This window comes from Kitasatospora sp. NPDC056800 (assembly GCF_042789775.1).
Lineage (GTDB): Bacteria > Actinomycetota > Actinomycetes > Streptomycetales > Streptomycetaceae > Kitasatospora.
Window position 1 is genome coordinate 1 of the sequence record NZ_JBHUAL010000184.1, and the last position, 19,013, is coordinate 19,013.

The 19,013-nt window shown below is 75.7% G+C and carries 19 protein-coding genes; 12 read left to right on the forward strand and 7 right to left on the reverse strand.

Annotation, left to right across the window (positions count from 1 at the left end):
* The first annotated feature begins 176 nt into the window (after positions 1-176).
* Positions 177-350, forward strand: a complete 174-nt coding sequence (locus tag ACFRQN_RS31255; protein WP_181970643.1) for a hypothetical protein — start codon at positions 177-179, stop codon at positions 348-350.
* A gap of 6 nt (positions 351-356) precedes the next feature.
* Here the strand turns inward: ACFRQN_RS31255 and ACFRQN_RS31260 are convergent, their stop codons facing one another.
* Positions 357-1,067 (reverse strand): hypothetical protein, encoded by a 711-nt coding sequence (locus ACFRQN_RS31260; RefSeq protein ID WP_380743621.1) that lies wholly within the window; start codon positions 1,065-1,067, stop codon positions 357-359.
* A 77-nt stretch (positions 1,068-1,144) separates the two neighbouring features.
* Here ACFRQN_RS31260 and ACFRQN_RS31265 point away from each other — a divergent pair, with 77 nt between their 5' ends.
* The 3 genes from ACFRQN_RS31265 (at position 1,145) to ACFRQN_RS31275 (ending at position 3,273) form a co-directional block, all read left to right on the forward strand.
* Entirely contained in the window at positions 1,145-1,528 is a 384-nt protein-coding gene (locus ACFRQN_RS31265) for a PadR family transcriptional regulator (protein ID WP_074005448.1), read from the forward strand.
* Positions 1,525-2,499 carry a hypothetical protein gene (locus ACFRQN_RS31270; RefSeq protein WP_380743623.1) on the forward strand — a complete coding sequence of 325 codons (975 nt, stop codon included), beginning with the start codon at positions 1,525-1,527 and terminating at the stop codon, positions 2,497-2,499. The genes ACFRQN_RS31265 and ACFRQN_RS31270 overlap by 4 nt, the downstream gene beginning before the upstream one ends.
* Positions 2,500-2,586: 87 nt before the next feature.
* Positions 2,587-3,273 (forward strand): copper homeostasis protein CutC, encoded by a 687-nt coding sequence (locus ACFRQN_RS31275; protein ID WP_380743625.1) that lies wholly within the window; start codon positions 2,587-2,589, stop codon positions 3,271-3,273.
* Between the two features lie 65 nt (positions 3,274-3,338).
* On the opposite strand, the gene ACFRQN_RS31280 is transcribed toward ACFRQN_RS31275, so the two are convergent.
* Positions 3,339-5,366: a HelD family protein gene (locus ACFRQN_RS31280; RefSeq protein WP_380743645.1), complete on the reverse strand. Its 2,028-nt coding sequence runs from the start codon at positions 5,364-5,366 to the stop codon at positions 3,339-3,341.
* A gap of 415 nt (positions 5,367-5,781) precedes the next feature.
* On the opposite strand from ACFRQN_RS31280, the gene ACFRQN_RS31285 reads away from it, so the two are divergent.
* Positions 5,782-5,943 carry a hypothetical protein gene (locus ACFRQN_RS31285; protein WP_158077777.1) on the forward strand — a complete coding sequence of 54 codons (162 nt, stop codon included), beginning with the start codon at positions 5,782-5,784 and terminating at the stop codon, positions 5,941-5,943.
* A gap of 58 nt (positions 5,944-6,001) precedes the next feature.
* Here ACFRQN_RS31285 and ACFRQN_RS31290 read toward each other — a convergent pair whose 3' ends face one another.
* On the reverse strand, positions 6,002-7,639 hold the full coding sequence (locus ACFRQN_RS31290) for a DNA repair helicase XPB (protein WP_049652330.1): 1,638 nt from the start codon (positions 7,637-7,639) through the stop codon (positions 6,002-6,004).
* A 124-nt stretch (positions 7,640-7,763) separates the two neighbouring features.
* Here ACFRQN_RS31290 and ACFRQN_RS31295 point away from each other — a divergent pair, with 124 nt between their 5' ends.
* Positions 7,764-8,018, forward strand: coding sequence for a hypothetical protein (locus ACFRQN_RS31295; RefSeq protein WP_049652328.1), 255 nt, complete (start codon positions 7,764-7,766; stop codon positions 8,016-8,018).
* Between the two features lie 21 nt (positions 8,019-8,039).
* Here the strand turns inward: ACFRQN_RS31295 and ACFRQN_RS31300 are convergent, their stop codons facing one another.
* A complete protein-coding gene (locus tag ACFRQN_RS31300) occupies positions 8,040-10,541 on the reverse strand; it encodes a helicase-associated domain-containing protein (RefSeq protein ID WP_380743627.1) in 2,502 nt (833 codons plus the stop codon).
* Positions 10,542-10,712: 171 nt separating this feature from the next.
* On the opposite strand from ACFRQN_RS31300, the gene ACFRQN_RS31305 reads away from it, so the two are divergent.
* Complete coding sequence (locus ACFRQN_RS31305; protein WP_380743629.1) at positions 10,713-11,699, forward strand: hypothetical protein; 987 nt, start codon at positions 10,713-10,715, stop codon at positions 11,697-11,699.
* 116 nt (positions 11,700-11,815) lie between these two features.
* Here the strand turns inward: ACFRQN_RS31305 and ACFRQN_RS31310 are convergent, their stop codons facing one another.
* On the reverse strand, positions 11,816-12,454 hold the full coding sequence (locus tag ACFRQN_RS31310; RefSeq protein ID WP_063780391.1) for an NAD(P)-dependent oxidoreductase: 639 nt from the start codon (positions 12,452-12,454) through the stop codon (positions 11,816-11,818).
* A gap of 134 nt (positions 12,455-12,588) precedes the next feature.
* Between ACFRQN_RS31310 and ACFRQN_RS31315 the strand changes: the two genes are divergently transcribed.
* Positions 12,589-13,362, forward strand: coding sequence for an SDR family NAD(P)-dependent oxidoreductase (locus tag ACFRQN_RS31315; protein WP_380743631.1), 774 nt, complete (start codon positions 12,589-12,591; stop codon positions 13,360-13,362).
* A gap of 97 nt (positions 13,363-13,459) precedes the next feature.
* Positions 13,460-14,080, forward strand: a complete 621-nt coding sequence (locus ACFRQN_RS31320; protein ID WP_380743633.1) for a TetR/AcrR family transcriptional regulator — start codon at positions 13,460-13,462, stop codon at positions 14,078-14,080.
* Positions 14,081-14,088: 8 nt separating this feature from the next.
* Here ACFRQN_RS31320 and ACFRQN_RS31325 read toward each other — a convergent pair whose 3' ends face one another.
* Positions 14,089-14,961 (reverse strand): alpha/beta fold hydrolase, encoded by an 873-nt coding sequence (locus ACFRQN_RS31325; protein ID WP_380743635.1) that lies wholly within the window; start codon positions 14,959-14,961, stop codon positions 14,089-14,091.
* 68 nt (positions 14,962-15,029) lie between these two features.
* Here ACFRQN_RS31325 and ACFRQN_RS31330 point away from each other — a divergent pair, with 68 nt between their 5' ends.
* From ACFRQN_RS31330 to ACFRQN_RS31340, 3 genes are all read left to right on the forward strand, one after another.
* Entirely contained in the window at positions 15,030-15,635 is a 606-nt protein-coding gene (locus ACFRQN_RS31330; RefSeq protein ID WP_380743637.1) for a TetR/AcrR family transcriptional regulator, read from the forward strand.
* 163 nt (positions 15,636-15,798) lie between these two features.
* The gene (locus tag ACFRQN_RS31335) at positions 15,799-16,857 is read left to right on the forward strand and encodes a fatty acid desaturase family protein (protein ID WP_380743639.1); all 1,059 of its coding nucleotides are present in this window, start codon (positions 15,799-15,801) and stop codon (positions 16,855-16,857) included.
* A 145-nt stretch (positions 16,858-17,002) separates the two neighbouring features.
* The gene (locus ACFRQN_RS31340) at positions 17,003-17,803 is read left to right on the forward strand and encodes a hypothetical protein (protein ID WP_380743641.1); all 801 of its coding nucleotides are present in this window, start codon (positions 17,003-17,005) and stop codon (positions 17,801-17,803) included.
* 22 nt (positions 17,804-17,825) lie between these two features.
* Here the strand turns inward: ACFRQN_RS31340 and ACFRQN_RS31345 are convergent.
* Positions 17,826-19,013: sensor histidine kinase (locus ACFRQN_RS31345; protein ID WP_380743643.1), on the reverse strand; the 1,188-nt coding region annotated here is incomplete at its 5' end.

Consider the following 19,013-nt stretch of genomic DNA (forward strand, 5'->3'; position numbering starts at 1 on the left):
CCGGGAGGTGCCCCCACCGCAGTGGCTCCCTCCTCCGCCTTGCGATGCACGCACCCCAACGCCGCCCCGCCCGCCCTCCGGGCGGACGACGGGAGTTTGAAGACAGGCCCTAGCCCGGCCGGCTCGGGGCCGGGGGTGCCTTCCGGGGGTGGTGCGCGGGTGGGTACGGTGCGCGCATGAGGCGCTGGGTGTGGGGTGTGGCGGGCGGGTGCTGCGGGCTCGGGCTGTGGTGGGCCGTGCTGGAGGCGGCGGGGGCCGGCCACGACGCGTGGTGGGCCGTGGCCGGGCGGGTCCTGGCCGTGACGGGGGGAGTGGCCGCCGCGGACCGGGTGCGCGGGCGGTGGGGCTGACGGGCCTCAGAGGGTGCCGAGCTCCGCGGTCAGGTTGGCGCGGGCGGCCGCGGTGAAGCGCTCGCGGGCGGCCGGGGTGCGGTAGAGGTCCGGCAGGGCGAGCAGGTGGCGCAGGACGGCGGCCCGGCCGGCCGCGAAGTCCGGCGCGGGGACGAAGCCGTACTCCTCGCGGACCGCGGCCGCGTACGCCGCGTACGCCTCGGGGGAGCCGCCGAGGACGGCGAGGTCCGCGTCGCAGAGCACCTCGCCGTCGCGGTCGCCGGGGGCGGGGTCGTGGCCGACGGTGAGCAGCACGAGGCGCTCGACCTCGGCGACCCGTTCGGCGGGCAGCCCGGCGGCGGTCAGCGCGCGGACGGCCAGGGCGGCGCTGCGCTCCTCGTTCTCGGTGCGGTCGGGGCGGTAGACGGCGTCGTGGAACCAGGCCGCGAGGCGGACGGCCTCCGGGTCGGCGGCGTGCCCGGCCAGCTCGTCGACCAGGCCCAGCACCGCGCGCAGGTGCGCGGCGGTGTGGTAGCGGCGCTGCGGCTCCGACCAGCGGCGCAGCAGCTCCCGGCCGTACGGCTCGGGGTCGACGGCGGCCCCGCAGCGGTGCAGCAGGGCGGTCCAGGCGGCGAGCAGGTCGTCGGTGGGCGGGTCGGCGAGCGGGCCCTCGGCGGGCGCGTCGGCGAGCGGGCCCTCGGCGGGCGGGGCGTCCTCGGTGGTCGGCATGGCGACCATTGTGGCGGCCCGGCCGGGTGCCGGGCCGGGGGAGTGGGCGCTGGACCTATAGGTAGGTTGACGATATATGTAGTCGTATGACAGAACGCTCCATGCAGGAGCCCACGCTGCTGCTGCTCACCGCGCTGGCCGACGCCCCGCGGCACGGCTACGCGCTCATCCAGGAGATCGCCGCGATCTCCGACGGCCGGGTCAAGATGCGCACCGGCACGCTCTACGGGGCGCTCGACCGGCTGCTGGGCCAGGGTCTGATCGAGGTCGCCGCCGAGGAGGTGGTGGACGGCCGGGCCCGGCGCAGCTACGCGCTGACCGCCGCCGGCCGCGAGGCGCTGGCCGCCGAGGCGGAGCGGCTGCGGGCGGTCGCCACCGAGGCCGAGCGCCGGCTGACCAGGATCCGGTCGATGCTGCCGGGCAAGACCGGGTCGCAGGGGCGGCCCGCGGCGGGGGGAGGCCTCTCATGACCACACCGGTGATCGGTGCGGGGCCCTCGGCGGTGCTGCGGGCCGCGCTCCAGCTCTACCCGGAGCCGTACCGCCGCGAGCGCGGCGAGGAGCTGGCCGAGGTGTTCGCCGACACGACGGCGGCGGGCGGCCGGCCGGCGGTCGCCCGGGAGGTCCTCGGTCTGGCGGTGTACGGGCTGCGGGTGCGGCTCGGGCTGACCGGCGCCACGGCGGCCGGGCGGCTGCTGGCGGTGGTCGCGCCGATGCTCGCCGGGGCGGTGGCCGGTGCCACGCTGGTGGCCTGGGTGACCACCGTGGACCGGATCGTCAACTGGCTCACCTGGGAGGACCCGTACAAGGTCTACTTCTCGTCGCTCTGCGCGCCGGTGGCGGCCGCGCTGCTCCTGGTGGCGGGGCTGCTGGGGCGGTGGACGGCGGTGCGGGGCAGCGCGCTGGTCCTGGGGGCGGTGGGGCTCTACGACCTGGCGGACGCCGTCTGGTCCTCCTCCTTCGACCTGTGGTGGAGCGGCTACATCGCGATGGCCACGCTGCCGCTGGTGCTGGCCGCGCTGCTGCTGGCGGCGGCGCCGACGGACCTGCTGCCCCGGCCGGGCCTGCGCGCGGCCGGCCTGGTGCTGGCGTCGGGGGCCGTGGGCGGGCTGCTGGAGGCGGCCCAGAGCTGGGACGACACCACCTTCCCGCTGGACCTGGTGTGGTTCGTGGTGATGCTGGTCGTCCCGCTGCTGCTGACCTTCGCCGGGCTGCGCGGGCGGGTGGCGCCGACGGCGGCGGGGGTGGCGGCGCTGGTGCTGGCCGGGCCGGGCTGCCTGTTCAACATCTGGCGCGGGTCCGGCGGGGTCTCGCAGCTGCTGCCGGCGGTGGGGCCGTCGGTGGCCGCGCTGGTGCTGGTGGCGGTGGCGGTGCACCGGTTCGGCCGGTCGGAGGCGGCCGGGGCGTCCGGTGCGATCGGGGCGGTCCACGGTCCGGCGTGACCGGGAGGTTCGGGGGGCCGTTCCGGCGTGACCGGAACGGCCCCCTGGGAGTTTCCGGGGGCGGGCCGATGTGGCAGGCTGTCGAATATGTCTAGACCAATTTTCGAAGTCATCGCGCTGACGCCCCAGGACGCCCAGGCCGCCGAGTCGGGCGGCGCCGACCGGCTCGAACTGGTCACCGACATGGCCGCCGACGGGCTCACCCCGTCCGTCGAGGACTTCGGCCGGATCCGGGCCGCCGTCGGCATCCCGCTGCGGGTCATGCTGCGGATCCGGGACGGCTTCGCCCCCGGCGACGTGGACGGGCTGTGCGCCCGGGCCGCCGCGCTGCGGGCCGAGGGGGCCGAGGAGTTCGTGCTCGGCTTCCTCGACGCCGACGGCGCCGTCGACCTGGCCGCCACCACGGCCGTCGCCGAGGCGATCGCCGGCTGCCGCTGGACCTTCCACCGGGCGATCGACCACAGCGCCGACCGGGCCGCCCTGCGGGCCGCCGTCGGCGGGCTGCCCGGCCTGGACACCTTCCTCACCTCCGGCGCGGCCGCCGGGGTGGACGCCGGGCGCGAGGTGCTGTCGGCCGAGCTGGCCCGGGCCGGCGAGCCCGGGTACCGGCAGCGGATCCTGATCGGCGGCGGCCTGCGGGCCGAGCACCTGAAGGAGCTGCGGGCGGAGGGCTTCGACGCCTTCCATGTCGGCGGTGCGGTGCGGGTCGACGGCTGGCGGACGCCGGTGGACGCGGCCAAGGTCGCCGATTGGCGGGCGCTGATCGACGCCTGAGCGCGGGTGCGCCGGTGCGGGCGTTCGTACGGAAGGGCCGGTCCGCGGACCGGCCCTTCCGCGCGCTACCGCAGCTGCTCCGGCAGCGGCTCGCGGTGCAGCACCGTCAGCCCGGAGACGGCACGGGTCAGCGCCACGTACAGCCGCCGCAGGCCGGTCCGCTCGTCCGGCTCCCCGGCGACCACCGCGGCCGGCTCGTCCAGCACCACGTAGTCGTACTCCAGACCCTTGGCCAGCGAGGCCGGGACGAGGGTGAGCCGGGCCTCCGCGCTGGTCTCGTCGCCGGGGGAGAGGTACGGCAGGCCGGCCGCGGTCAGTGCCTCGGCGAGCCGCGGGACGCGGGCGTCGGCGGCGATCAGGCCGGTCGAGCCCTCGTGCTCCAGCGCCTCCCGGCAGGCGGCCAGGACCGCCTCCGTGCCGGCCGCGTCGCCGGTCGTGCCGCCGTCCGTGTCCGTGTCCGCGTCGCCCTCCGCGGCGCCGTCCGCGATCCGGCGGATCGTCAGCGAACCGGGCGCCTCACGGACCGAGGAGGCCGGGGCCAGGCCGGGGGCGATCGCCGGGAGCAGCCGGGAGGCGTACGCGATGACCTCCTCCGGCACCCGGAAGCCCTTGGTCAGCTCCTCGATGTGCGCCTGCGGCTTGCCCAGGTGGCGCAGCGCCTCCGGCCAACTCGCCGTCGCCCACGGGGTGGTGCCCTGGGCGAGGTCGCCGAGGACGGTCGCCGATCCGGTGGTGCAGCGGCGGCCGACCGCGCGGTACTGCATCGGGGAGAGGTCCTGGGCCTCGTCCAGCACCACGTGCCCGAGCGAGGGGGTGCGCTGCACCAGGTCGGTGGCCTCGTCGACCAGGACGGCGTCGGCCGCCGTCCAGCGGGCGGTCTTCACCGAGCGGCCGGGCTTGGGCCACAGCACCGCCCGCTGCTCCTCGGGCGTCAGCACGCCCTCGGCGCAGGCGGCCAGGAACTCCGGCTCGGAGAGCAGCCGCAGGACCAGCTTCGCCGGGTCGACGGCCGGCCAGCACTCCTTGACCACCGCCTTGACGGCGCTGTTGCGGGCCACCGCGTCCTGCACCCGGTCGTCCGGGGCCTCGCCGCCCTGCTCCATCTTCAGCAGCACGGCGTGCGCGATGCGCTGCGGCAGGGCGTCCCTGGCCGCGCCGTAGCGGGTCTCGCGGCCCTTCAACTCCTCGATGATCTCGACCAGTTCGTACACCGGTACGCGCCAGCGGCGGGAGCCGCGGACCACCACGCAGGGCTCGGTGGGCAGCGCGATGCCCGACCGCACCGCCCGGCGCAGCACCTCGGCCATCCGGGCGTCGCCCTTCAGCCGGGCCGCCTCCGGGTCGTCCTCGCCCCTCACCTCGACGTGCCCGACCAGCTGCTGCACGGTGGCCTGGGCGACCTCCAGCTCGCCGAGGGCCGGGAGCACCTGCTCGATGTAGGAGAGGAAGGCGTTGTTCGGCCCGATCACCAGAGTGCCGGTCCGGGCCAGGCGCTCGCGGTGGGCGTACAGCAGGTACGCGACGCGGTGCAGGCCGACGGCGGTCTTCCCGGTGCCGGGCGCCCCCTGGACGCAGATGGTGCCCGTGATGTCCGAGCGGACGATCTCGTCCTGCTCGGGCTGGATGGTGGCGACGATGTCGCGCATCGGGCCGACGCGGGGCTTCTCGATCTCGGCGGCCAGCAGCGCGGAGGCGGAATCGGTCTCGGCCGGGTCGCTGAGGTGCTCGTCCTCGTAGGCGGTGAGTTCGCCGCCGGTGTAGCCGAAGCGGCGGCGGCGGTCGACGTCCATCGGGTCGGTGCGGCTGGCCCGGTAGAACGGCTGGGAGACCGGCGCGCGCCAGTCGATCACCATCGGGTCGCCGTCGGCGTCGTGGACGTGCCGGCGGCCGATGTAGAAGCTCTCGCCTCCGCTGCCCTCGCTCAGCTCCTCGCTGATCGCGTGCAGGTAGTCGAGGCGGCCGAAGAACAGCGGGGTGTGCGAGAGGTCGGCCAGGGCGGCGATCCTGGCCTCGATCTGGTTCTGGAGCACGAGGGCGGTGACCCAAGTGCCGGTCACGTCGCGGATGTCGAGCGACTCGACGTCCTCGCGCATCGCGCGCAGCGCGGCCCGGGAGGCGGCCAGGTGGTCGCGTTCGCGCTGGAGGGGGTCGGTGGTGGAGGTGGCGGGCACAGCGAACCTTCCCGGCTGCCCCCGGTGGCGGGCGCAGCGGATCGTAGGAGCTCACGGTGGGTACGGCCGACCGGTTGCCGAACGGTCGGTACCTCCCCCGGCTGCCTGCGGGACTTCAGCAGGTACCACGGTTCGGGAGGGGGCAGACGGACGATCTTAGACCCGTCCGCCCCTGGGGGCCAGCCGCGCGGGTCCCGGGGTTCCGGCCGTACCGGCCTCGGGGTTCGCCCTACCCCGGCCTCGGGGGCCGCCGTACACCCGGCGGACGAGCCGCGCACCTGCGGATACGGCCTTTGGAGTGATGCCGACCGCCGGTCGGGTGCCTACCGTTGAAGACATGAGCACCACGAACCGAACCCCCCGACCCGGCCCGTCCGGCGCCACCGCCGTCTCCGGGCGCCACCGCAACCCGCTGAGCACCGCCGTCCGCAACGTCGGCATCGCCCTGGACACCGCCGCGCGCGTGATCTTCCTCGGGCGCGACGGTGTCCGGTACTGAAGGCGCCGTCCGGTACTGAAGGCCGTGTCCGTTCCCGGGACGGCCTACCGCCCGTGCGTCACAGCACGTCGTCCGCGTCCATGATCCGGTACGCGTAGCCCTGCTCGGCCAGGAAGCGCTGCCGGTGGGCGGCGAAGTCCTGGTCCACGGTGTCCCGGGCGACCACCGAGTAGAAGTGGGCCGAGTGCCCGTCCGCCTTGGGGCGCAGCACCCGGCCGAGGCGCTGGGCCTCCTCCTGGCGGGAGCCGAAGGTCCCGGAGACCTGGATGGCCACGGTGGCCTCGGGCAGGTCGATCGAGAAGTTCGCGACCTTGGAGACCACCAGGACGCCGATCTCCTTGTTCCGGAAGGCCTCGAAGAGCTTCTCGCGCTGGGCGTTGCTGGTCTCGCCCTTGATCACCGGGGCGTCCAGGGCCTCGCCGAGCTCGTCCAGCTGGTCGATGTACTGGCCGATGATCAGCGTCTGGTCCTTCTCGTGCTTCCTGACCAGCGCCTCCACCACCCGCCGCTTGGTCGCCGTGGTGGCGCAGTAGCGGTAGCGCTCCTCCGGCTCGGCGGTCGCGTAGGCGAGCCGCTCGGAGTCGGTCAGGGTGACCCGCACCTCGCAGCAGTCGGCGGGCGCGATGTAGCCCTGCGCCTCGATCTCCTTCCACGGCGCGTCGAAGCGCTTGGGGCCGATCAGGCTGAACACGTCGCCCTCGCGGCCGTCCTCGCGCACCAGCGTCGCGGTCAGGCCGAGCCGGCGGCGGGCCTGGAGGTCGGCGGTGAACTTGAACACCGGCGCGGGCAGCAGGTGCACCTCGTCGTAGACCACCAGGCCCCAGTTGCGGGCGTCGAACAGCTCCAGGTGGGCGTAGACGCCCTTCCGCTTGGTCGTCATCACCTGGTAGGTGGCGATGGTGACCGGGCGGATCTCCTTCTTCGTCCCGCTGTACTCGCCGATCTCGTCCTCGGTGAGCGAGGTGCGCTTGACCAGCTCGTGCTTCCACTGGCGGGCCGAGACGGTGTTGGTGACCAGGATCAGCGTGGTCGACTTGGCGTGCGCCATCGCGGCCGCGCCGACCAGCGTCTTGCCGGCGCCGCAGGGCAGCACGACCACGCCCGAGCCGCCGTGCCAGAAGCCCTCGACGGCCTGCGCCTGGTACGGGCGCAGCTGCCAGCCGTCCTCGTCCAGGTCGATCGGGTGCGCCTCGCCGTCCACGTACCCGGCGAAGTCCTCGGCGGGCCAGCCGAGTTTGAGCAGCACCTGCTTGATCTGCCCGCGCTCGGAGGGGTGCACCACCACGGTGTCCGGGTCGACCCGGGCGCCGACCAGCGGGACGACCTTCTTGGAGCGCAGCACCTCCTCCAGCACCGGCCGGTCGGTGGTGGTGAGCACCAGCCCGTGGGTCGGGTGCTTGAGCAGCTGGAGCCGCCCGTACCGGCCCATGGTGTCCGCCACGTCCACCAGCAGCGCGTGCGGCACCGGGTAGCGCGAGTACGTCACCAGGGCGTCCACCACCTGCTCGGCGTCGTGCCCGGCCGCCCGCGCGTTCCACAGCCCGAGCGGCGTCACCCGGTACGTGTGCACGTGCTCGGGCGCCCGCTCCAGCTCGGCGAACGGCGCGATGGCGCGACGGCAGTCGGAGGCCCTGGGGTGGTCGATCTCCAGGAGAAGAGTTTTGTCGCTCTGGACGATGAGCGGTCCGTCGTTCACGCGGGGGAGCCCTCCACTGGCTGACAGGGTGGATTGACGCAGACCCTCCAGTGTCGCGCATCGCGGGCGGTGCGCGGGAGCCGCCCGGAGTGACCACCGTCCGTACTCGCTCGTTGAGCTGGTCATGAAGAAGTCGAAGCGTGTTCTCACCGCCCTCGCCCTGATGGGCTCGGCCTTCGCGGCCACCGCCTCCTCGGCCGGCTCGGCCCACGCCCTCGCGGGCATCGGCGAGGGGCCCGGCGGCCTGCTCGCGGCGCCCGGGTTCCTGCTGGCGGACACCGTCACCGGGGGGTCGATGCCGGTCGGGCAGGGGCAGATCGGCAGCCTGGCGGACAAGGCCGTCCAGGACAAGATGAAGGAGGCGCAGCAGGGGCACTGAAGGCCCCCGGCCTCCCCGGGGTCACTCGTCGAGTTCCGCGACGCCGGTGATGCGGTGCAGGGCGAAGGTGCGGAGTTCGTCGGCGTGGTGGTCGAAGGCGGTGACGAAGCCGCCTTCGACCTTGACCGGGTCGATGATGCGCTGGCTGGCGATGCCCTCGGCGTTGAGGTAGCCGATCCACATGCGCTCGCCGAGCAGGACGGCCGTCTGGAGGGCGGCCAGGGTCTCGGCGGCGGCGGTGCGGGGGAGCCGGCGCGGGTCGGGGGCGGGGTCGCGGCGGGTGGCGGTGGCGGCGCGGTCGCCGGCCCGGATGGCCTTGATGGCGGCCGCGAGCAGGGTGTCGTCGGGGGCGGGCGGTCCGTCGGGGACGGGCACGGGGGCCGTCCGGGGCGGGGTGCGGCGGCTGTCCGGGCGGGTGATCAGCACGTCTCCCTCGGCGGACTCGGCGGCCGGGGCGTAGCCCATGGTGCGCAGGGCGGCGAGCAGGACGTCCGGGGCGGCCTGGGAGGCGAGGACGGTGGGGGCGAGCAGCCGCAGCCGCAGGTCGGCGGAGCGGCGGTCGGCGAGGACCTCGCCGAGCAGCGACGGGTCGTCGCAGCGCAGGTAGGAGGAGGCGGCGCCGACCCGCAGGACGCCGTGCCGGCGGGCGACGTCGTCGACCAGGTACGCGAGCGGCTGCGGGACGGGCGTACGGCTGTGCTGTTCCAGGAAGGCCCGCAGGTCGGTGGCGGTGCGGCCGGCGTCGAGGGCGCGGCGCACCGAGGCCGGGGTGAAGCGGTAGACGGTGGCGCCGCCCTTGGACTCGATGTCGGCGCACAGGGCGAGGGCCTGGGCGAGCGGGGTGAGCAGCGGGCCGGGGGCGATCGCGGTGAGGTCCGGCTGGAGGATCACGTGGTCCAGCGGCTGCGGGAGCAGCGGAGCGAGCACCTCGGCCGGGTCGGACTCGGCGGTGAGCAGGGCGCGGGCGGGGGCGGCCAGGGCGCCGCGGCCGGTGATGCCGAGGAGTTCGGCCTCGTCGAGGGTCCAGGCGGTGAGCTCGTCGCGCAGGTCGCGGCCGTCCGGGCCGACGGGGCCGCCGCGCAGCGGGCGCTGCCAGCGCAGGGCGGGGAGCAGCTCCTCGGCGGTGGCCGGGGTGCCGGGCGGCAGTTCGGCGAGCAGGGCGAGGGTGGCGCGGCGGACGGACGGGGCGAGGGTGCGGTCGAGTTCGGGGCCGAGGGCGGCGCGCGGCTTGCCCCGGCCGTCCGGGGTGCCGGTGAGGGCGGGGACGCGGGTGGCGGCGAGCCAGGCGCCGGCCAGGACGGACCAGCGCTCGGCGGTGTCCAGGTGCAGCCAGGTGTCGTACCCCGGGGTGGGGGCCCAGCGTTCGTCCACCTCGCCGTCGGGGGCCAGCAGCCCTGCGGTGTAGGCGAGTTCGAGCCAGAAGGCGGTCTGCTGCTCGGTGTTCTCCAGGGCCTGGGCGGTGCGCTTGAGGTCGCGGACGCCGAGGCCGCCGGCGCGCAGGGTCAGCGGCGGGGTGAGGCCCCAGCCGTCCAGCAGCTCCTCGACGGTCTTGACGGCGGTGTGCGCCTGGCCGGCCGCGGCGGCGTCCACGGTCTGCGGGTCGCGCGGGGCGGCGGCGGGCGCGGGCTCGGGCTGGACCGGTTCGACGGTGCGGTGGGTGCGGCCGCCGCGCAGGTGCAGGGCCAGCTCGCGGGGCAGCACGACGCTGCCGGGGCTGCTGGGCAGCAGCAGGCCGCGGGCGAGCAGCCACTCGACGGGGCTCTGCGCGTCCTCGGCGGTGACCGGGCGGGTGGCGTCCGGGACGGTGCCGGTGGGCGGGCCCCAGACCAGCCGCTCCAGCAGCCGCAGCGCGGCCTCGGGCGCGGTGTCGAGCAGTGCGGCGCAGCGGGCGCGGTCGGTGAGCAGCGCGGTGAGCGCGGCGACGGCGCTGACCGGGTCCGGGGTGCCGGGCTCTCCCGCCGAGGCGAGCAGCTGCTGCAGCCGGGCCGGGGACATGCCGACGGTGGCGTCGGCGAGGGTGGGGCCGAGGCCGGTGCGGCCCGGGTTGACGGCGGTCGGGGCGAGCGCCTCGCGGACGGCGAGGACCAGCCGCAGCCCGTTGTCCGGGCCCCAGAGCAGCGCCCGGTCGCGCAGGGTGGCGAGCGCGCGCGGCAGGGCGGTGGCGACGGCGGACCGGTCGGCGGGGGTGAGCGGGGTGGCGCCGGGGTGCGGCTTGACCTTCGCCGGGCCGGTCAGCAGGGTGCGGACGGTGCTCAGCGAGGTGCCGTCCGGGGCGGTGGCCAGGGCCTCGGCGACCTGGAGGGTGAAGCGGTCGAGCCGCTCCAGGGCGCGCAGCGCGGAGGCCCGCGAGGAGAGCCGGGCGGACAGCTGGGTGAGGTCGCCGGGGACGGGGTTCAGCAGGTCGGGGCGGGAGCGGAGCAGGGCGGCGAGCGCGTCGTCGGGACGGGCGCGCAACTCCTCGGCGAGGGTGCGCGGGCCGGTGGCGGACCTGCCCCGGCGTTGAGGGCCCTGCTGTGTGGTCATTCGACCTAGGTTAGTCGGGCGCGGGGACGACGGGGTGTCCGTCGTCCGGGCGCACCTCCGGCGCTCCGCCGTACCGGCGGACGGACTCGCGCGGGCGGGGGCGGGGTGGGTAGCGTCACGCCGAGGGCGGTTCGGTGGGCGGCCGGTACGGGCGAGGCGGGGTGGTCGGTGATGACGGACGGCGAGTGGTGGCGCAAGAGCGGGCCGTGGAGCGAGCGTTCGGTCGGCGGCCCGGACGCGGGCCCGGACGCCGCTTCGGACGCCGGCTCGGGTTCGGGCTCGGGCGCCGGTTCGGGTGAGGCCGCGTCCGGCGGCGCTCCGGAGGCTCCGTCCGCCCCCGTTCCCGCTCCGGACTTCGACCCCGACAGCGTGTACGACCCGCCGGCGCCGAGCGCGGGCGGCATCCCGTCCGTGCCGCTGCACCTGCCGGAGACCGTCGCCGGGGACCGGCCGGACGGGCCCCCGCCGACGACGGTGTCGAGCACCGGCCCGTGGACGATGACGCTCTTCGACTTCTCGGACGGGCCACGGCCCGCGCCGAAGCCGATCCCCGGGCAGCGCACCGCCGAGGAGGCCGCCGAGCAGGCGGCGGCGGAGGCGGCGGAGGCGGCGGAGGCGGCGGCGCCCGCCGCGGACCTGACGAAGAAGCCGCGCAGGGGCTGGCTCAGGCCAGCCCCCGCCGCCCCTCCCGCGCCGCCCGAGTCCCCGGCCGGGAAGGCCGGGGGCAAGGCCAAGGCGAGAGGGAAGGGGAAGGCCAAGGGGAAGGGCCAGGAGGCGGAGAAGGAGGCGCCCGCCCGCAAGCCCTCCCCGCTGATCCTGCTCTCCTGCGCCCTGCTGGTCGGCGGGGCGGTCTCCGGCTTCCTCCCGGCCATGCTGGTCGGCTGGGGCCTCGGCTACCTGTCCCGCCAGATCTCCGACCTGATGCGGAAGTTCGTGATCCTCGGCATCCCACTGGTCACGATGAGCGTGTCCACCTTCTACTCCATGCAGCAGGCCAAGCAGGCCGGCGGACAGGGCGGCGGCCTCCAGTCGGGCTCGCCGCTGGGCGCGATCAGCTGGTCGTCCGCCCCGAACGTGCTGCGGCTGTCCGCCGTGCTGTCGGCGGTGGTCCTGCTGCTGCTCGCCCTGCGCCGCCGCCCGCCGCAGCAGCAGGGCTGAGCGCGGGGGCCGGTCCGGTCCGGCCCCCGCTACTTGCGGACGAAGCAGCCGGAGCCGTCCACGACGGCGTGGGCGCCGCCGTTGTGTGACGGTGCCGCCGGGGCGCGGGCGGGGCGTCAGTCGTCGGCGAGGTGGACGAGTCGGCGGAAGGTCGTCGGGTCGCCGAGGTGGTCGACGATCCAGTGGGCGACGGTGGCGCGGGTGGCGGTGCCGGCCCGGGGGAGCGGCCGGTCGTACGAGACCTGCGGGCCCGGGGACGGCGGGCCGTCCTTGAGCATCGGCACGCGGACGACCGTCCAGGCGGTGTCGGAGCCGGCGAGCACCGCCTCCATCCGGGCCAGGTCGTGGTGGACCTCCCGGTACAGCCGGTCGACCACCAGCCTGGCCACCACCCGTTGGGCGCGCGGGAGCCGGCTGGTGTCCAGCCCCGCCGAGCTCATCGTGACCAGGTGCCGGGCGCCGCCGTCCCGCAGTGCCGCGGTCAACTCCCGGGCGCCGTCGGAGAAGACGGTGGTGGCGGTGCGGCGGCCGGTGGTGCCGAGGGTGGCGACGACGGCGTCCTGGTCGCTCAGCGGCCCCCGCAGGGAGCCCGGCCGGCCGACGTCGGCCCGGGCGGTGAGCGGGGTGCCGTGCGCGTACTCCGGTAGCCGGGCGGGGTCGCGGGCGACGGCGGTGACGGTGTGTCCGGCGGCCAGTGCGAGGTCGACCACCAGACGGCCGGTGCGTCCGGTGGCACCCACGACTGCGATCCTCATCGGTTCCCTCCTCGGGATGGTTCGGGATGGTTCGGTCTCGGATGGCGCCTTGTCATTCATTCAGACGGACTGTATGAATGAAATCAAGTGAACCACGGCGCACCGCGCGTGCGAACCCGAAGGAGCGATGGAACATGGGAGTTCGGCAGGATCGGTACCCCGACCTGGACGGCCGGGTGGTCGTGGTCGCCGGCGGCAGCCGCGGCATCGGCGCGGAGACCGCCCGCGCCTTCGCCCGGCAGGGCGCGGCCGTCGCCGTCCTCGGGCGCGACGCGCAGGCGCTGGCGGACGTGGCGGACGGCCTGCGGGCGGAGGGGGTCCGGGCGCTCGGACTGGTCGCCGACTGCACGGACGCGGCGGCACTCGGCTCCGCCGCCGCCCGGATCGAGCGGGACCTCGGCCCCGTCGACACCCTGGCCGCCTTCGCCGGCGGCGGAGGCTACCCGGTACCGACCGTCCGCGAGACCGAGGAGCACTGGCGGGCCGTGCTCGACGGCAACCTCACCGCCACCTTCCTCACCGTCCAGGCCTTCCTGCCCGGCCTGCTGGCCCGCCGCGGCGGTTCGATCGTCACCATGGCCTCCACGGCCGGCCGGCTGGCCGGCGGCGCGTCCGCGGCGTACGCCACGGCCAAGGCGGGGGTGCTGATGTTCACCCGGCACCTCGCGCTGGAGGTCGCCGGTGAGGGCGTCCGGGTCAACGCCATCGCGCCGGGCGCCGTCCGCACCGAGCGGACCGCCGCGCAGATGCCGCCCGAGGTGCAGGCCGCGGTCGCCGCCGCGCACCCGCTGGGCCGCCTCGGCGAGCCGGCGGACGTCGCCTCGGCCACGCTCTTCCTGGCCTCCGACGCGTCCTCCTGGATCACCGGGCAGACCCTGGACGTCAGCGGCGGGCGGGTCATGCTCTGAGCGCCGGGCCCGCTCCGCCGGGCGCCGGGCCTTCCCCGCCCGGGTGAACCGATCGGCGATACTGCCAGTTCACACGGAACGAGTGGAGGCGAGCGGGATGAGCCCCCGGTCCTACCGGATGGGACAGCGGCAGGCGGAGGTCGACGAGACCCGCGCCCGGATCGTCGCGGCCGCCCGCGCGCACCTGGCCGAGACCGGCGGGGTCTCGCTGGACGCGGTCGCCCGCCGCGCGGACGTCGCCCGGGCGACCGTCTACTACCAGTTCGGCTCCAAGGCGGGCCTGCTGGAGGCGGTCTGCGACGCCCTCGCCGCGCAGGGCGGCATGGCCCGGCTCGCCGAGGCCTTCACCCAGGCCGACCCCTGGGCGGCGGTGGACCGCTTCGTCGAGGTGATGGGCGGCTTCTGGGCGGTCGACCGGGTCTGCACCCGCCGCCTGCGCGCCCTCGCCGCGCTCGACGAGGAGGTCGGCCGGGTCATCGCCGACCGCGACGCCCGCCGCCGCGAGGGCGCCGCGGTGCTGGCCGGCCGGCTGCCCGACGCCCCGGCGGACGCGGGGCGCCTGCTCTTCGTGCTCACCGCCTTCGAGACCTACGACGCGCTGGCGGCGGAGGCGGAGGCGGCGGGAGCCGTGGGCGGCGGGGCCGACCTGGCTGTGGCCACCCCGGCGGTCACCCGCCTGGTCCGCGCCGCCCTCGGCGGGCCGGTCGACGGGTCGTAGGCCCCGGGTCAGCCGGCCTGCCGCGCGGCCGTGCCGAGGATGCCGGCGGTGACGGCCGCCGGGTCGTCGGTGGGCAGTGCGTGGCCGGCGCCGGGGACGATCTCGACCCGGGCGGTGGGCACCAGCCGGTGCAGGCGGTCGGCGACGGCCCGGGCGTCGTGCAGGGCGCTGCGTTCGCCGAGGAGGAAGAGGGCGGGGGCGGTGAGCCGGCCGAGTTCCCGGTCGGTGAGGGTGGCGGCCGGGGGCAGGCGGCGGCGGAAGCCCATCGAGGCGCGGACCAGCGCCATCAGTTCGGTCTCCAGGACGGCGCTGTTGCCGACCAGCCGGGCCAGCCGGGGGCGCAGCGGGCGCGGGGCCGTCGCGGCGAGGCCGCCGAGGACGAGCCAGGTGTAGAAGCGGCGGCCCAGGTCGGCGAGGCCCGCCGTTTCGACCAGGGTGAGGGCGGCGGTCCGTCCGGGGTGGTGGATCTGGTGGTTGAGGGCGATCCAGCCGCCGTAGGAGCAGCCGACCAGGTGGGCGGAGGGCAGGTCGAGGGCGGTGAGCAGCTCCTCCAGCCAGGCGGCGGCGTCGCGGCCGTCGGTGACGGGGGCGCTCTGCACGCTGGCGCCCGGTTCGCCGACGGTGTCCACGGCGATCACGGGGTGCTGTGCGGCGAGGGCGTCGAGGTGGGCGTGCCACATCAGCGCGTTGCCGCCGGAGCCGGGCAGCAGCACGATCGGCCGGCCCTCGGTGCGGCCGGTGCGGTACACCCGGGTGGTGCCGTAGCCGGTGGGGACGTCGAGCGGTGTCCAGGGCCCCGGCCGGAGTTCGGTCAGCGCGTGCTCGTAGGCGGCGCGGAAGCGGGCTTCGGCCTTGCCGTTCTTGAACTCGCCGATTCGCATGGTACATGTGTATCACATGCATGATACGGGTGTACCAAGTGAAGCGGGACGAACAGGCGGAGGCCGGAATGACCGCGAAGGTCGACCACGAGGAACGCCGCCGGCAGATCGCCGAGGCCCTGCTGCGCATCGCCGACACCCAGGGCCTGCAGTCCGCCAGCATGCGGGCCGTCGCCACGGAGGCCGGGGTCTCGCTGCGGCTCGTCCAGTACTACTTCACGACCAAGGAGGGCCTGCTGCTGGACGCCCTGGCCAGGCTCGGCACCCAGCTCCAGGCCCGGATGGAACGGTGGATCGGCCAGGCCCGCGCCCCCCGGGAGGTGGTGACGGCGATCCTGTCCTGCATCCTGCCGACGGACGCCGAGAGCCGCCGGATCACCAGGACGTACGCGGCGTACTACGCGCTGGTGCTCGGCGACCCCGAGGTGCTGGCGAAGCGGGCCGCGCAGCCACCGGTCGTCCTGGAGGGCTTCCTCGCCAAGCAGCTCCGGGCGGCGCAGCAGGCCGGGGGGATCGGGCCGGAGCGGGACGTCGAGGCGGTCGCGGCCGGGCTGCTGGCGATGGTCAACGGGCTCGGCTCCAGCGTGCTGGGCGGCCAGCGCACCGGTGAGCAGGCGCTCGCGGTCCTCGCGTACCACCTGGACGAGCTGTTCGGGCGGCCGGAAGCGGGCTGACGGCCGGTGCCGTCGACCGTCGCGACGGCCCGCCGGTCCGACGGTCCGGCCCGCCGATCGTCGCGGCAGGCGGGCACCCCTCGCGGCAAGGGGGCTAACACCCGTACGGGGCGGGTGCTTTCCCCGTTCCGCTGGAGGGCCTGTCACTGACAGACTCCGGGGTATGTCCGCGCAGCCCGTGATGACGACCGAAGCGCCCGAAGCCCCCTCCTCCCGGTCCGGGAGCGGCGGCAGCGACTTCGCCCAGTTGACCCGCCGAATAGTCGACGAGGGCCTGCTCGACCGGCGCCCCGGCTACTACGCCGCCCGCATGGCCCTGGTGTTCGCCGCCTTCCTCGGCGGCTGGTACGCCCTGTTCGCGCTGGGCGACACCTGGTGGCAGCTCGGCCTGGCGGCGGCGATGTCCGTCGTCTTCGCCCAGATCGGCCTGCTCTCCCACGACCTGGCGCACCGTCAGGTCTTCGACCGGCGGGTGCCGAGCGAGATCGGCGGCCGGATCGCCGCCAACCTGCTGATGGGCATGAGCTACGGCTGGTGGATGAACAAGCACACCCGCCACCACGCCAACCCGAACCACGAGGAGCGGGACCCGGACGTCGCCCCCGAACTCCTGGTGTGGTCCCAGCAGCAGGCCCGGAAGGCGAGCGGCGTCGCCCGGTTCATCGGCCGCCGGCAGGCGTACCTGTTCGTGCCGCTGCTCCTGCTGGAGGGCCTCAACCTCAGCTTCAACAGCTTCCGCGCGCTGCGCGGGCCCGTGGTGAAGCGCCCGGTGCTGGAGGGCGTGCTGCTGGTGGTCCACTTCCTCGCCTACTTCGGCCTGGTGTTCGCCGCGCTCCCGGCCGGCAAGGCCGTCGCCTTCATCGCCGTGCACCAGGCGCTGTTCGGCGTCTACCTGGGCAGCGTCTTCGCCCCGAACCACAAGGGCATGCTGATGGTGACCCCGGAGATGAAGCTCGACTTCCTGCGCCGCCAGGTGCTCACCTCGCGCAACGTCCGCGGCGGGCTGGTCATCGACGCGGTGATGGGCGGCCTCAACTACCAGGTGGAGCACCACCTGTTCCCCAGCATGCCGACCCCGGCGCTCGGGCGGGCCGCCCGGATCACCCGGGAGTTCTGCGCCGAGAAGGGCGTCGCGTACTACGAGACGGGCCTGTTCCGCTCCTACCGGGAGATCTTCACCCACCTGCACCGGACGGGCGAGCCGATCCGCTCCGGCGGGTGACCGTCACGTCCGGCGGGCGACCGTCCCGCCCGGGCGCCGGGATCCGTCGGCGGGGCCACCGCGGGGCGGCCTTTCGGCGGCATCGCCCGTCCGCCGGCGCGTTCGCGCCCGTACGATGCCCGAGCGGGGTGGGTGGAGACCGGGGGTGGGTGTGGTTCGGTTCTGGCTGAGGTGGGCGCTGATCGCGCTCCTGGGAGTGGCGGTCGTGTTCGGCGGCTGGGCCGGGTGGCGGTTCTACCGCGACACGGCCATTCCGGCCCCGCCGGACGTCCCGGGGCTGGCGCGGGCGCCGGAGACCGAGGAGGCCCGCCTGGCGGCCGGGCGGCGGATGGCCGACCGGATCGACCGGCTGCCCGAACTGCTGCCGTGGGCCCAGGGGTTGGGGCGGTCGACGGTCGACGTGTGCCGCACCGACTACCGCGGCGGCCTGTTCCTCCGGGGGCTGTGGCTGCCGGTGGCCTGCGAGCGGACCGTGAACGTGTACCTGGCCTTCGACGGCGGCGACGTCCGCTCCCGGCTGGCCGATCTGGACCGGTACCTGGACGCCGAGGGCTGGCGGAGCTCGCAGCGGTGGAGCGGCCTGGTCGCGGCCGACGAGTACGCCCACCAGCCGCCCGCCGACCCGACCCCGGAGGAGGTGGCGGAGGCGGCGGCCCGGCCGATCGCCCCGTCGGTGGAGTTCAGGCCGGCGACGGACGAGGCGGTGCGGACGGAGCTGGCCGTGAGCGTCTCCCGGCCGCCGGGCCCCGAACTCCTGACCTCCGGCGAGGACTACTGGTACGAGAAGTACGGCGGCCGGCGCTACCGGAACGACGAGGGGCAGCGGTCCGAGTACCTGGCCTGGCAGCCGGTGCGGCCGAGCGAGGTCACCGGGCCGGCCGAGGGCCGGTACGTGGCGGTCCTGGGCTTCACGACCAGGTACGCGGAGCAGCAGGAAGCGCCGTGAGGCCGGGAGCCGCCGTGGCCGGTCAGCCCGCCGTGCCGGGCGGCGGGGAGGGCGGCGGGGAGAGCGGCAGGGTGGCGGTGACCCGGAAGCCCGAGCGGTAGGGCGAGGCGGTCAGCTCGCCGCCGAACAGCGCGATCCGCTCGGCGAGTCCGAGCAGGCCGTGCCCGGTGGACAGTCCCCGGCGGGCCTCGGGGCGGCGGCCCGCGCCGTCGTCGACCACGTCGAGGGTCAGCACCTCGGACCAGCTGATCCGCACCGAGGCGTGGCTGCCGGCGCCGGAGTGCTTGATGATGTTGGTGACGGCCTCCTGGACCAGTCGGTAGGCCGTCAGGTCGACGCTGTCGTCGAGGTGGGCCGGGGTGCCGCGCACCTCCAGGTCGATCAGGATCCCGGCGCGTCGGGCGTCCTCCAGCAGCGGGCCCAGGTCGGCGAGCCCGTGGCGCCCGGTCCCGTCCGTCATGGGGACGTCGGCGGTGCGCAACAGCCGGAGCATGCGGCGCAGTTCGGCCATCGCGTTGCGGCCCAGTTCCTCGATGTCGCGGAGGGTGCCGGCCAGCCGGTCGGCGTCGGCGGGCGCGGTGCAGCGGGCGGTGTCGGCCTGCATGACGATGACGGCCACCGCGTTGGCCACGATGTCGTGCAACTCCCGGGCGATCTGGACGCGTTCGCCGAGGACGGCCTGGCGGGCGCGCGCGAGTTCGCGCTGGTCGCGCTCGGCGGCGAGGGCGGCGGCCCGGACCCGGCGGCCGGCGCCCCAGGCGACGGCGGTGATCGGCAGGAAGTAGGCGATGCCGCTGACGAGGTACGACGTCCGACGGGAGGGAGGCACCGCCCCGTCGGCGATCGGGTACCAGATGGCCAGGGCGATCGGCAGGGCCGTCAGCACGAGGGCGGCGACGGAGGCGGGCCGGCCGCTCAGCCGGGCCGCCGTGTACAGCGCGAGCAGTACGCCGAAGAAGGGGGTGAAGGCGAAGCCGCTGTTCAGGGAGAGCAGGGCCGCGCCCACGGCGGCGGCCCAGACGACGGCGAACACCGCCTCCGGCCACCGTCGGCGGAAGGTCAGCGCGACGGCCTCCGGGACGGCGAACGCGGCCAGCAGCAGCTGGTCGCGGACGTTCGTCCCGGTCGCGAGCGGAGCCGCGTAGAAGAAGACGTCGGGGACGGTGACCGCCAGTGCCAGCGCGGCGTCCGCCGCCGTGAGGGTCGGTGA